At 58.3% G+C, this 12,298-nt stretch carries 16 protein-coding genes; 8 read left to right on the top strand and 8 right to left on the bottom strand.

The features are described 5' to 3' along the window. Genes X741_RS150740 through X741_RS150750 form a run of 3 tightly spaced genes read left to right on the top strand, consistent with a single transcriptional unit; the run spans nucleotide 1 to nucleotide 2,128 of the window. Complete coding sequence (locus tag X741_RS150740; protein ID WP_023778381.1) at nucleotides 1-774, top strand: thiazole synthase; 774 nt, start codon at nucleotides 1-3, stop codon at nucleotides 772-774. After that, nucleotides 771-1,376, top strand: coding sequence for a thiamine phosphate synthase (locus X741_RS150745; protein ID WP_023778380.1), 606 nt, complete (start codon nucleotides 771-773; stop codon nucleotides 1,374-1,376). The genes X741_RS150740 and X741_RS150745 overlap by 4 nt, the downstream gene beginning before the upstream one ends. Then, entirely contained in the window at nucleotides 1,367-2,128 is a 762-nt protein-coding gene (locus X741_RS150750) for a hydroxymethylpyrimidine/phosphomethylpyrimidine kinase (RefSeq protein ID WP_023778379.1), read from the top strand. The genes X741_RS150745 and X741_RS150750 overlap by 10 nt, the downstream gene beginning before the upstream one ends. 21 nt (nucleotides 2,129-2,149) lie before the next feature. Here the strand turns inward: X741_RS150750 and X741_RS1000000169855 are convergent, their stop codons facing one another. Next, a complete protein-coding gene (locus tag X741_RS1000000169855; protein ID WP_023778378.1) occupies nucleotides 2,150-2,323 on the bottom strand; it encodes a hypothetical protein in 174 nt (57 codons plus the stop codon). 203 nt (nucleotides 2,324-2,526) lie between these two features. On the opposite strand from X741_RS1000000169855, the gene X741_RS01000000166810 reads away from it, so the two are divergent. Next, nucleotides 2,527-2,946, top strand: coding sequence for a hypothetical protein (locus tag X741_RS01000000166810; protein WP_245272726.1), 420 nt, complete (start codon nucleotides 2,527-2,529; stop codon nucleotides 2,944-2,946). A gap of 159 nt (nucleotides 2,947-3,105) precedes the next feature. On the opposite strand, the gene X741_RS150755 is transcribed toward X741_RS01000000166810, so the two are convergent. The 4 genes from X741_RS150755 to X741_RS0135110 all read right to left on the bottom strand — a co-directional run bounded on the left by X741_RS150755 (nucleotide 3,106) and on the right by X741_RS0135110 (nucleotide 7,067). Then, a protein-coding gene (locus X741_RS150755; protein ID WP_156937902.1) for an IS3 family transposase occupies nucleotides 3,106-4,259 on the bottom strand; the annotation gives its coding sequence in 2 pieces (ribosomal slippage) (nucleotides 3,106-4,010 and nucleotides 4,010-4,259; 1,155 coding nt in all). Nucleotides 4,260-4,847: 588 nt separating this feature from the next. Continuing rightward, complete coding sequence (locus tag X741_RS150765; RefSeq protein WP_032898265.1) at nucleotides 4,848-5,249, bottom strand: DUF6527 family protein; 402 nt, start codon at nucleotides 5,247-5,249, stop codon at nucleotides 4,848-4,850. Next, entirely contained in the window at nucleotides 5,249-6,436 is a 1,188-nt protein-coding gene (locus X741_RS150770) for a ThiF family adenylyltransferase (protein WP_023697173.1), read from the bottom strand. The genes X741_RS150765 and X741_RS150770 overlap by 1 nt, the downstream gene beginning before the upstream one ends. Then, entirely contained in the window at nucleotides 6,411-7,067 is a 657-nt protein-coding gene (locus tag X741_RS0135110; protein WP_032898264.1) for a multiubiquitin domain-containing protein, read from the bottom strand. The genes X741_RS150770 and X741_RS0135110 overlap by 26 nt, the downstream gene beginning before the upstream one ends. Before the next feature lie 150 nt (nucleotides 7,068-7,217). Between X741_RS0135110 and X741_RS150775 the strand changes: the two genes are divergently transcribed. From X741_RS150775 to X741_RS150790, 4 genes are read left to right on the top strand one after another with little or no spacing between them, the layout of a single operon-like run. Further along, nucleotides 7,218-7,424 carry a ribbon-helix-helix protein, CopG family gene (locus X741_RS150775; RefSeq protein ID WP_010913797.1) on the top strand — a complete coding sequence of 69 codons (207 nt, stop codon included), beginning with the start codon at nucleotides 7,218-7,220 and terminating at the stop codon, nucleotides 7,422-7,424. Next, on the top strand, nucleotides 7,421-8,068 hold the full coding sequence (locus tag X741_RS150780) for a hypothetical protein (protein WP_023697175.1): 648 nt from the start codon (nucleotides 7,421-7,423) through the stop codon (nucleotides 8,066-8,068). The genes X741_RS150775 and X741_RS150780 overlap by 4 nt, the downstream gene beginning before the upstream one ends. Before the next feature lie 15 nt (nucleotides 8,069-8,083). Then, on the top strand, nucleotides 8,084-8,614 hold the full coding sequence (locus X741_RS150785) for a helix-turn-helix transcriptional regulator (RefSeq protein ID WP_023830723.1): 531 nt from the start codon (nucleotides 8,084-8,086) through the stop codon (nucleotides 8,612-8,614). Next, nucleotides 8,611-9,567 carry an ImmA/IrrE family metallo-endopeptidase gene (locus X741_RS150790; RefSeq protein ID WP_023778375.1) on the top strand — a complete coding sequence of 319 codons (957 nt, stop codon included), beginning with the start codon at nucleotides 8,611-8,613 and terminating at the stop codon, nucleotides 9,565-9,567. The genes X741_RS150785 and X741_RS150790 overlap by 4 nt, the downstream gene beginning before the upstream one ends. 154 nt (nucleotides 9,568-9,721) lie before the next feature. Here the strand turns inward: X741_RS150790 and X741_RS1000000170420 are convergent, their stop codons facing one another. The 3 genes from X741_RS1000000170420 to X741_RS1000000168580 form a co-directional block, all read right to left on the bottom strand. Next, nucleotides 9,722-10,171 (bottom strand): hypothetical protein, encoded by a 450-nt coding sequence (locus X741_RS1000000170420; protein WP_023778374.1) that lies wholly within the window; start codon nucleotides 10,169-10,171, stop codon nucleotides 9,722-9,724. Between the two features lie 99 nt (nucleotides 10,172-10,270). Further along, complete coding sequence (locus X741_RS1000000171680; protein WP_156937901.1) at nucleotides 10,271-10,756, bottom strand: ParB N-terminal domain-containing protein; 486 nt, start codon at nucleotides 10,754-10,756, stop codon at nucleotides 10,271-10,273. Nucleotides 10,757-11,813: 1,057 nt separating this feature from the next. Then, nucleotides 11,814-12,101, bottom strand: a complete 288-nt coding sequence (locus X741_RS1000000168580; RefSeq protein ID WP_081726247.1) for a hypothetical protein — start codon at nucleotides 12,099-12,101, stop codon at nucleotides 11,814-11,816. Between the last annotated feature and the right edge of the window lie 197 nt (nucleotides 12,102-12,298).

The following is a 12,298-nucleotide window of genomic DNA, read 5'->3' as shown; positions in this document are numbered from 1 at the left end:
ATGTTCGACCTTCTTGGAACGACGCTTCCCTCCCGCCTGCTTCTCGGCACGGCTCAATATCCTTCGCCGGCCATCCTTGCTTATGCAGTCAGGGCATCGGGCACGGCGGTGGTGACCGTCTCGTTGCGCCGTGAAATGGCAGGCGGCAGGGCCGGCGAAAAATTCTGGTCGTTGATCCGCTCGCTTGGTGTCAGAATCCTGCCCAACACTGCTGGCTGCCACTCCGTCAAGGAAGCGGTCACGACCGCACAAATGGCGCGCGAAGTCTTCGGTACGAACTGGGTCAAGCTCGAAGTGATCGGCAACCACGACACGCTGCAGCCGGATGTGTTCGGTCTGGTCGAAGCCGCCCGCATCCTGTGTGAGGACGGTTTTGCTGTATACCCCTATACCACCGACGACCTTGTCGTCGCCGAGCGACTGCTTGCGGCGGGCTGCAAGGTCTTGATGCCGTGGTGCGCGCCGATCGGTTCCGCTCTCGGACCGATCAACATCACGGCGCTGCGCTCGATGCGCGGACATTTCCCTGATGTTCCGCTGATCGTGGATGCGGGGCTCGGACGGCCGTCGCACGCGGCAACCGTCATGGAGCTCGGCTTTGACGCCGTACTCCTGAACACCGCGGTCGCCAAGGCGGCCGATCCGGTCGGCATGGCGCGTGCGTTCGGCAAGGCGGTCGAGGCCGGTCGTGAAGCTTTCAGCTCGGGTATGCTTGAACCGCGCGACGTCGCCGTGCCATCGACACCGACCATCGGCAGGGCAGTTTTTTCATGAAGCTCGATCCCTTCTACCTGATCGTCGACAGCGCTGACTGGGTCGAGCGGCTGGTCCCGCTCGGCGTCAAGCTGGTTCAGTTGCGCATCAAGGATAGGGACGAGACCACGCTGCGGTCGGAAATCCGCCGCGCGAACGACGTCTGCGCGATCCATGGCTGCCAACTGATCGTCAACGACTATTGGCGCACGGCAATTGAGGAAGGCTGCGACTTCGTCCACCTCGGCCAGGAGGATTTGGCTGCGGCCGACCTGCTGGCGATTAGATACGCCGGATTGAAGCTCGGGCTCAGCACGCACGATCATCCCGAACTGGAAACGGCGATCGCTGCCGAGCCCGACTATATCGCGCTCGGCCCCATCTATCCCACCATCCTGAAGCAGATGAAATGGGGGCCGCAAGGGCTCGCGCGGATCAGCGCGTGGAAGCATCGGGTGGCGCCGATCCCATTGGTCGCCATCGGCGGCCTCAACCCCGACCGGCTCGACGGTGTCTTCGAGGCTGGTGCGGACAGCGCGGCGGTGGTCACCGACATCACGTTGAATGCCGATCCCGAAGCGCGCACGCGAGAATGGATCGAAAAGACAAAGCCATGGCGCTGAGCCGAGAACCGCATGTGCTCGTGGTCGGCGGATCAGACTCCAGCGGTGGGGCTGGAATTGCACGCGATATCGAGACGATCTCTTCCATTGGCGTGCGCACCTGCCTGGCCGTCACAGCGCTGACGGTGCAGACGCACGAAGCCGTGATGAAAATCCATCCTTCGCAGCCCGATCTTGTGGCCGATCAGATGCGCGCCGCGCTGCAGGCCAACAAAGTGGCGGCCATCAAGATCGGGATGCTCGCCACGGTGGAGATCGTCATTGCGGTTGCCGGAGTGCTGCGCGAAAATCCGCAGGTGCCGGCAGTGCTCGACCCGGTGCTGGCCTCGACGTCAGGCCGGGCGCTCCTGGAAGCCGGCGCCATCGCCGCCCTGAAATGCGATCTGATGCCATTTTGCCGTCTGGTCACCCCCAATCTCTTCGAGCTGGCACTCCTTGTTGGCTCGGAGCGGGCAGTGGATGAGGACGGCGTAGTGTGGCAAGGCCAAGAATTGCTGGTGGCCGGGATGCAGGCCCTGCTGATCAAGGGCGGCCATGCATCGGGACCGCAATCAACCGATATTCTGTTGCGCCCCGATCACGAACCAGTCCGCTTTGACACGCCGCGTCTTGCCGCATCGATGCGCGGGACGGGCTGCATGCTGGCCAGCTCGATTGCGGCACATCTGGCAAAGGCGCAATCAATCGAGTACGCCGTGCGCCAGGGCAAGCTCTTTGTGTTAGAAAAGCTTCGGAAAACCCCAGCCGAATAGCCGTAGAGCCGGCTCAAGCGTTCAGCGGCTGACGCTGAAATGGAAGCCGTAGCCCTCCTGCCCTTTTTTCACAGCGCGTGACGGGATGAGGCCGCTTTGCAGATCGGAATTCAGCGGCGCCGAGACAAGCTGCCCTGCCAGGCCGGGAAAGTAACGGGACTCTTCCTGCGGCGAAGCGCACTGCCAGTCACGCATGGGGATGCACTTGTGCCTCCTGGCGAGTGTGAGGCCGCAGGAGCGAGGCATTTCAGCGCGGCGGGGGCCGCCGGATCTGGCCCCGCAGTGCTGGAGCAAAGCAAAGGCCGGTTTGAGACGATTCCGGGGATTTCTACGAGGCTGCTCGCGACGCCGGCATTGAGTTCTACCAGCTCCTGAGCGGCATACGCGACCAAACCCGGTTGAGTGTCACCGCAGGGATGTTCCACGAGTGGGACAAACAGCTGCGGGACTGGCTGGTCCGCGAATTACGAAACTGGCATCGAGGGGATACGGCAGCTGCGAAGGTCTGGTCAGCGGATTTCGCCAAGATTGCAGACCTCCTGGAAAGTTTCGGCTGGAAAGTCCGAAGCACGGACTACTTCAAGACGCTCGATGCGTGCCGGTTGGTGGTCAACGTCTACAAGCACGGCGCCGGAAAATCGCTGGATGACCTGAAGAAAACCTGCTCCGAGTATCTAGACGATCCGCTCAAAGGCACTCGGCCGCCGTGGTCAGAGAAACTGCTGAACCACACGCACCTCAAGGTGAGCGATGACCAGTTCCAGACGTTCTCAGACGCGATTGTCGCGTTCTGGCGCGACGTCCCGGCAATGCCGTAGGTGGCAGCAACAGGTTCCTGATTGGTTTGAAAGGCCATTCTCAGTGATCGCGCCCAACGATAAGCATGCCAAGGTTTTACCCTCGCATATATCTTCGCTCCCGCTCCCGGCCATAAATTCTGCCACATTGGCCTGCTGCCAGTTCAGTGGACAAGGCACTTAAGCTAACATCGCTATTTCCTCGAACTCAACTGGGCTGAGATAACCCAGCGTCGAGTGGCGCCGCTTGGGATTGTAGAAGCGCTCGATGTAGTCGAACACGTCCGCCCTGGCTGCGTCCCTCGTCCTGTAGACCTTGCGGGCCGTCCTTTCGGTTTTGAGCGACGAGAAGAAGCTCTCCATCGCCGCATTGTCCCAGACATTGCCGGATCTGCTCATCGAGCATGTGATGCCATGGTCGGCCATCAACCGCTGGAACTGCTCGCTCGTATACTGGCTACCCTGGTCCGAGTGATGCAGCAGACTGTCGGGCTTGCCTCTCCTCCAGATCGCCATGATGAGGGCGTCGGTGACGAGCTGGGCCGTCATCTCTGCCTTCATCGACCAGCCGACAACGCGCCGGGAGAACAGGTCGACGACTGCAGCCACGTAGAGCCAGCCTTCCGCGGTCCAGATGTAGGTGAAGTCGGCCACCCACTTCTGGTTCGGCGCCGATGCCTCGAAGGCACGGTCGAGGATGTTGTGCGACACTGACGCGACCAGCCGCTCCCCAGCATCCTTCGGCAGGCCACGCCGACGTGGCCGGGCTCTCAGGCCGTTCTCCCGCATCAGCCGTTCGATGCGATGCAGGCCGCAAGAGAGCCCCTCCGCCAGGACATCGTGCCAGACCCGGCGTGTGCCGTAGGTGCGGTCGCTGCTCTTGAAGCTTCGATCTATCTCGACAAGAAGAGCCTCATCATACCGGGACCGGGCGCTGGGGCTTCGGTTGAGCCAGGCATGGAAGCCGGAACGGGACACATCCAGCGCACTGCACAGCCATGCCACCGGCCAGATGCTCCGGTGTTTCGCGATGAAAGCGAACCTCATGTCACTTCCCTCGCGAAGTAGGCTGCGGCCTTTTTTAGGATGTCGCGCTCCGCCTTGAGCTTCGCCACTTCGCGACGCAGCTTGTCGATCTCGAGCTGCTCCGGCTTCATTTGGCCGTGGCCGGGAAACGCATGCTGCGGATCGGCCGACAGATCACGTATCCATTTGCGCAGCACATTCTCGTGCAGGTCCAGATCCCGCGCCGCCTGCGCGACCGCAACACCGCGTTCCTTCACCAGCCTCACAGCCTCAAGCTTGAACTCGCGGCTGAACTTTCTTCTCTCCATGGGAAAACTCCGGTTCCATCTTCAACACCTTAACTCGGTGTCCATGGAACCGGCAGCAGGCCACATATCTGCATTGCCGGGAAAGGTGCCATGCGTAACGCATTGGTCGATGGGCGAAGATTCCGCCCGCAAGCGGGTTTCGGGGGCTCTTGCCCGCATTGCGGTACAGACATGATCCCGCGCGCGGCAGCGTCTGGGTTTGGCATTAGGCCAATAAACGAACACGTCGTTGGGTCAGCAGACACCTATCTGTTCGGCCGGTCAGACCGCCAAATTCGGTTCATTCAGAATTGGATGGGTACCGACCAAAATGAATCCCTAATCGACCGACTTCACAGAAAACGAAGCGATCTCCGGCCCTGACGAGCGAGTTTCGGCGTTGTCCGGGTGCTCCTGGATGAAAGATCGGGCTTCGCGCCTCATTTGGACAACGCCGCCAGGTAACCGTTTCCCTGAAACCTGCCCTTCATTCAGATTTGCAACATCAACGACTACCGGCTTCCTAGACCTACTTGGAGCCAATCGGAGGACAGCCGTGTCGGCGCCAGCCCGACCGCAAATTGCGGCCGACCCCATGGCAAACGTTGATTAGCCAATGAACTTGATCCACAGGCGCTTGAACCATGCGACGATGGCCCTGAGCCCCTTCGGCTGGGCGCCGCGCTTGAGCAGACGGTCATGGACGCGGCCCGCTTCGATCTGCGCGCGAGACATCTTGCCGGCCCATTGGATGCGGCCGCTTTTAATGATGTAGTGCGAGCCACAAGGGAAGTCGTGATTGCCGATCGACGGCCATATCGAGGCTCCCTCGTCTTCCATAATGAGGTCATATTCAGTCGGAACGAGCGGTGTTGAAACCTCCTCGCCGCACCCACACGCGCAATTATGCAGCGCGACGTGGCATTCGCGCGACACGTAAAGGACACCGTCTTCCAGTTGTTCCGGAATGTCTTCGACGAAGACCGTTGTAAGACAATCCACCCGAGCCATCATGTCACCCGGTTTGTGATATTGTTGCCCTCGATCATGTATGTCGCGTTCCTTTCGTTGCGCTCATCACGATAGAAGGTCAGCCAGCGTTTCCAGCGCATGACCGCCATAATCGCGTTCAAAGAATTGAGTTCGGCGATCTGGATTTCGGTTCCGTACACATCGGCCTCTTCGTCGTCGTCACCGAACGACAGATGGGTAGCCACTTCCGCCCACGGCATGCCAGGGGCAATAAACGTTGCCCTTGCGCAACCGTCGAGCGTGTTGTCGTCCAGCCCTATACCTATGCCAGTGTCGACGAATGCAATGCCCAGGCGAACCAGCCCTTCGGCAATCACGCGCCGCGACGATCCCTTATCAACGCAGACAAATACGAAGTCATAGGCTGAAAATTCGTCAATGTTGTCAGCCGTCACTCGAGTGGTGTGCGGCTTCACGCCCTTGTGCATGCGCGCGTAGAGCGCAGCGTAATAATCTACCTTGCGGGGGAAATTCTTCGCTAGCACCAGTTCGGGAGCACCAGGCGAACGGAAAAGATTGTGGTTGAGAAGCTGGTCGTCATCGTAGATGTGGATCTCGGCAACACGGGTCTTGGCGGCGAGGTCGAGCAGATAGGCACCGGTTCCGCCGAGGCCGATGATCGCGATGCTGCCCCTGAGTTTGCGGTTGGCGGCGAGGATTCCGTAGCGGACTGACGCAGAATCGGGAATCGCGAAGGGACTATCGTCCTCCGCACTGGCCAACGTGACGCCTGTACGCGCGTTGGCGGTCTTGTCGTGAGACCGCGCAGCAGCACCGAGGTGAGACTCATAGGTGACAACCTTGTCGTAAATGTTGGCATACTGGCCGGTGCCTTCTGGCTTCGACGAGAAATAATGGTGGACCTTGATGTCCGACCCCACAGTCGCTTCCTGACTATTATGGATGATATTTGTCATTGGCGTGCCATCGCGATGGCAAGGCGTCTCGCCGGCGAACCACATGGTGTGGTCCGTCAGTGGAGTCGAGGTCAGGCCTTCCGTATCCAGCGACAGAGTGCAGACAAGTGTGCCTCGACCAAGCGACATGTCCCGCTTCACATAGGGCACGCTGTGAACGAGGAGGACGAGGTCGCGCATCTCAAGCTCAAACCCCTCGTCCAGCAGTTGCTTCAGATGTGGATCACGACTTATCAGATCGGCGGACATTGAAGACCATCCCATTCTTGACTTCGATCTTTTCGCCCTCCACCAGATCACCTTCCGCGCCGTGTACACCTTTCAGGTAAGTTATCGTGTACTTGAATTTCTCGAAGTCGGCGTCAGGGTAGGCGAGAAGTGCAACCTCACGATAGCTGAGCTTTTTCTTGGGCACCGTACGCGGTCGCCCGTTGACTTTGATGACCACCGTCTTCGCTTCGCGGCTGCGGATGCGCTCGACTCCCTGTCCGCCCAGAGTCACCTCGCCATCAGCGGGAATGACCGCGTCGCCGGCGCTGTCCAGGATTAGCTCGAGTTCCTCATCGATGCTGGCGTAACGGTAGATGTCAGCTGCGGAGAGTTTGGCCGCCCCCCATTCCCAGCCGCGCTCGTTGACGGTGAGGGAGAAGGTCCGATCACCTTCGAATGAAAGGAACTCAGGCTGCGGCATCTGTCGCAGGTCGGTCGGCTCCTCAAGCCCGATCGAACGCGTCGACCCGTCCGCAATCTGGATGAGAATATAACCGCTAGCTGGATTGAGCCCGCCGATGGTGCGGACCTCGCGACCTGAGATTATGGCGTCATTGGTGGCGATCACGCGACCATCCAGCTTATATGTAAAGTTCGTTACGTCAGGCATTGAACCCTCCTTGTTTCTCATTCTGCACAAATCATATATGGAGTTTTTAGCCAATGTCTAGCTATTAATTGGCTAATTAATGATTGTTTTTTGATTGACAGGTATGGACTTTATAGCTACATGGAGAGTGCTGGTTAGGGAGAAGCGCCTGTGAAGCGTACGATGACGCTTAATTTGTCGGACGCAGAAATGAGCGTCCTTGAAACCATGTGTGAAGAAAAAGGGTTGTCTAAAACCGCACTCGTTCGCCAAGCGCTGCGGCTCTACAAATCAGTCGATGATCGACTGGCGCGGGGCGAAAAGGTGTTCGTCGAAAGCGCGGATAAATCAGAAAAAGTAGAGCTTATGGTTCTATGAAAGGGCTGATCGATCGAGTCTTTCTCAAAAATCGTGCCACAGGCCTGTACGAAGATGCACACCTGTATCATGGCTTGGACAGCACGAATCTCGCGCATATCGAAGGACGCTGGCGACCTCTTTTTGAGTTGCGTCGGAGGGAGGCTAAGGCTTCCCTTCAGACGTTAGCAGAGGTCAATGCTGAAGACGCCCATTGGGAATGGGGCAAGAAGGCGCTGGTTGCGCTGAACGACCCCTTCCTGTTCGATTTCTTCGTGCTTGAATGTGGTGGCAGTACCCAAGCCATCATGATGACGCGCAAAGGCGGTCAGGATTGCTTCAGTCGCCACCCCGAGCATCAGCGAGCGCCGCTGATCTACGTGGAGTTTTTGGCGACGGCTCCATGGAACCGACCAAAGTTGGTTGCTGACCCGACTTACAAGGGCGCGGGCCGTGTGCTCATCGGTACGGCCGTCAGCTTGAGCCTAGAAGAGGAATTTGGTGGCCGAATTGGTCTGCATTCACTTCGTGGCGCAGAAGTTTTCTACCGGGATGCGATCGGAATGACGGATTTCGGAACGGATAGCGAAGGAGTACATAAAGGACTTAGATACTTCGAGCTTTCCAGCAGGGATGCTGCGACTTTCCTATCCGTGCAACACTAACAAGAGGAGTCGACCATGAAATTACATTTCACTGCCGATTGGCTGCGCAGCCATATCGAACATGATCCGGATGTCGATTGCGACGTGGGGCTCCCGCTCCGCGACGCAGCTCCGCTTGAGCGTCTTATGCAGGAGAAGTCTCGTCATCAAGCAACTGCGGGGCAGCCTAATTCGGCTGCCCCCGAACAGAAATCTGCTGTGTTGTTTAAGTTGGTGCATCAGCTTCGACGCAAGGACGGTTTAAGCATTGCGCAGTTGGCTGCCAAAATTCGTGTTGATGCGGCGGAATTGGAGCAGGTGGAGAAGGATCCCAACTATGTTCCAGGCCCGCGTACCGTTCATCAGCTAGCCGAGTTTATTGGGGTTTCAGCACGTGCTGTAGGACTGCTGACTGCGGCGGCGTCCGCGCAGAATGACAATCTCACCGAAGCGGTGCATCGTTTTGCTGCGAGTTCAGACGACCTATCGAAACTAAGCCAGGCTGAAAGGCGCGACCTCAACGATTTCGTTAAGGTACTGGCGTCAATCGATAAGAAGAATGGATGACCATGTCTGCGATTGAGCCGATAATCGGGAACTTTGAGCGCCGAGATATCCATGAGCACATATCACGTTTGCTACGTGATCTCGGCAATCCAGAGCCCCCATTAAGGCTCGAGCAGGTGCGCGCGCTGCAAAAGCTTGACCTTACCTATTATAGCAAGGCGAACTTGAGCCTATTAGATGAGATCGCCCACAGGGCGCGAATGGCTGGGAACGAGATCACCAGCACGGCTAAGCGCATGGTCGATGTAGTCCAGCAATATGGCCTTCGTGGTATCCTAATGTTGACGGAAGGCGACAAAAGAATCTTCATCGATGACGAGGTAGCCGAGCTAAAGCGACGCTTCCTCATCGCACATGAAATTACACATGACCTTCTACCGTGGCATCGCTCCCTGCTTCTGGGCGACAACGAGTCCACGCTGAACCCAACATTCCATCAGGCAATGGAAGCAGAAGCCAACTATGGCGGACGCCATCTCTTGTTTCTCGGAGGAAGGTTTCGACCGGAAGCGCTGGACTGCTCATTGGAATGGAAGAGTATCGAGCAGCTTCGCAAGCGCTATGGGAACACACTTACAACAACACTTTGGCAAATGGTTTGTGAACGCGACCCGGAGTTTCCTGCCTTCGGCGTTGTCAGTCGGCATCCGTATCACAGAGATATTTGCGAGAAGGCGGGGAATGACAATGTGGCATATTTTCCAAGATCGATAGCTTTAGCTGAGCACTTTCCCGGAATCACCACCACAGTTGCCTATTCCGCGATCTGCGATCACGCAACGAACCGCAAACGGGGTCCAGTAGGCGAAGGCGAAAGCATCTTTTATGATGCGAACGGCGAACCCCATGTATTCTGGTTGCACAGCTTCTCAAACACCTACGATCTGCTCACTTACTGCATCTACAAGAAGAAACACCAGCGCATTTTCCCTGTCGGCTATAGGGCAGCCTAGGCACAGGCAGACGGTTATCTCAACGGCAGCTTGCCCATATGTAAGCACACCACCGCTGTTTCGGACGTCGCTTATTGTCGGCGCGACATTGGTATGACCTCGCCGAGCTGGCCGGACGGCCCCTCACCGCGGGTCGGCGCCACGAGCTTCAGCTTCACGACGCGAGCAGGCTCTTGCGAGAGCCAGCCCGGAGGAAGTGCAGCCAAGCTCTCAACATCATGAGCGAACAACGGCAGATCGTGCCGAAGCTCTTCCTTGGACAGCCCCCGTCATCCACCACGGTCCGAAATACATCAGCCAGTAACGTAGGTTGCTGCAGCGGCCAAACGTCATCGTAGGGCTCGGATCCTGAGTAGCCCTTGGCGCTGTAGCTACGATAAAGGCGGGTCGCTCCCTCGGCATCGACAATGCAGAGGCGTTGGAGACGCATGATCTGAGCCTTGATGGACACGCGCCAGCGAACCTTCAGACGCTCCAGCTCCCAAAACGAGGCACTAGTGACCTCAGCCGAGAACTGACTCGCCGGCAGAAGCAACGCTGAAGCGAACCGATGAGCTTGGTCTTGGATCAGCTTGAAGTTCTCGACAAGCTCATCCTCGGACACTGCACGGTGCAGCGGTGCAGCAAGAGGTGGGCCAACTCGTGCGCGGCATCAAATTGTCTTCGCGCGAATGACTGCGCTAGAAGTACGTGTGGGCGACGATCAGATCCCCACCTGCTTAGCCCATCCAACTGTGTGGTTTCCATTGGTTCGCTCGCCACGACGACGCCGATCTGCTCCAGCAGAGCAACTACGTTGGGGTCGGTCGCAATCCGATTCCCCAGTGCTCTCGCGCTGTTTGGGCAATGCCCTCCAGATCCTCATCCCCAGGCTTCGGTAGCCTAAGCCGTTGAGTAAATCTGGCAGGTCGACTTCAGGGAGAAACGCATAATGGCCGGCAACTGCCGTAATGTCTTCAAGCCAGCGGTTGACCGGATAATTCTTGGTCACAGCCACGCCCTGTACGGTGCGGCCCTCGTCCAGCAGCAACCGCAACGCCCCCAGTCGCCGCCCTCCGGCGACGACTTCGAACTTGGCTCCCTTCGGGGCCTTGCGGGTCAAAAGGTTATGGATGAGGCCATGGGCCTCGATGCTGGCGGCCAGTTCGGCCCTACCTGCGGGCGGGATAGTGATAACAGCGGTATTCATGGACTTGCTCGTGTCGATTTCAGGGATTGACCTGATGGGTTCAGGTCCCCTGAACCCCTGCCTCGCGGCGAGTAGCGGGGAGCGAGGGGGGGGCAAGTCCCGGGGGCGGAGGGGTCTCCCCGGTCTGCACCTAGCGAAGCGGAGGAAGATGGGGGAACCCGCCCGCGGCGGCTTGCTGGGGAGAGAGGGCCGCGCGCCTCTCTTCCCGCTACATAGGAGAGGTGCCGCTAGGCACATCCATGTCGGCGCAGCCGTGCCGCGAAGCGGCCCAAGAAAGAAGAGCGTACAAAACGGAAGCACCTAAATGCCCGCCAGCGGGACCAAGTCAGATCGGTGCAGGAGAAAGACCGTGGCCCTGAGACCGGCTCAACAGGGCGGCCGTAGGAGCATCAGCAACGCGCCGCCGTCAGGCGGGATGCGGAACGGACGGCCCCCCGGCGAAGGGCGCCGTTCTCTTTGAGCTGCGACCCTGGTGAGCGCCTTCGTGCCTAAAGCTGTGCCGTCGGGCTAAGCTTCAGCTTCAGATCGTTCTGAAAAGCCGAACATGGTTCGTCGAGTAACCCTTGAGGGAAGGATCCTTGTCGGGTTCCCTGTTTTTCGACAAAATCGCCCTGCAGAATTTATATTGCGTGATTTGGCGGCATCGCACTGCTGGGTGTCCGCCTTATAGCAAGCGTGGACCAAAACGGCTCCCACGTAATCATGCTCGACGTTGTTGGAAGAAAGGTGGGTCTGAATGTCTTGGAGAATGGCAACTCCATGGGACATCCCATCTGCTCCGGAGTAGGTCATTACGAGTTGACCGGGTCGTTCAAAGCCGCTTACCGAGCCGCTCCCTGCAACGTTCTCGTAGGTGCCAGACAAATCCGGGGCCGACGTGAATGTCACCTTGAAGGGGTGCCCCAGGCCGACGGGGGTGACATCCGTAAAGTCGGGACCGTAGTACACCGAGAGATCACGCAGTATGGAGATGATAACCCGATTGCGGCTTTCAAGTGTCCTCGCATCCCCCGAGGGCGCCACCTGATCTCTCGGGCAACCTTGTTCGGCGCCGCAGTTATTGAGGCGGCCGGCTTGGAAGCAGTTCCTTATGGCCCTCATGCATAAACCAGAGCACCCGTTTGAGGTGACTGCGAAGGGCCTTACGGGCGCGGATTGGCTCTTTGACCGGATCGATACCCAGTACATCCAGCGCCATCTCCTCTTCGCTGGCACTGTCGGCGCAAGCGTCCATGAGCTTCAAATAGAGCTCGAAATGCTTGTCATCATATGCGGTTAGGCTTTCCGACCAGGGGACTTCCGTTGCAATGGTTGGATCAGGCGTTGGGCGCGATCTGCTTTTCATCCATGTCTCGCTTTGGCGATGAACCAGGCCCCCGTTCCAATTCAGAATATCTCCATCTAGCGCACTTTCAACCGTTCTCGGCCTTCTTCGGACAGTGCCCAATCGTTGCATATGGTCGTGGGTTCCAAATTGGCGCGCGGCTGCTCGCGACCAATACATCCTCAACTTGGCGAGGCGATGTAACGCCCGGCTGAACC

Origin of the sequence: Mesorhizobium sp. LNHC221B00, assembly GCF_000502935.1 — a bacterium.
Lineage (GTDB): Bacteria > Pseudomonadota > Alphaproteobacteria > Rhizobiales > Rhizobiaceae > Mesorhizobium > Mesorhizobium opportunistum.
Note: the sequence above shows the minus strand (reverse complement) of the source record. Positions and strands in the feature narration are given on the sequence as shown.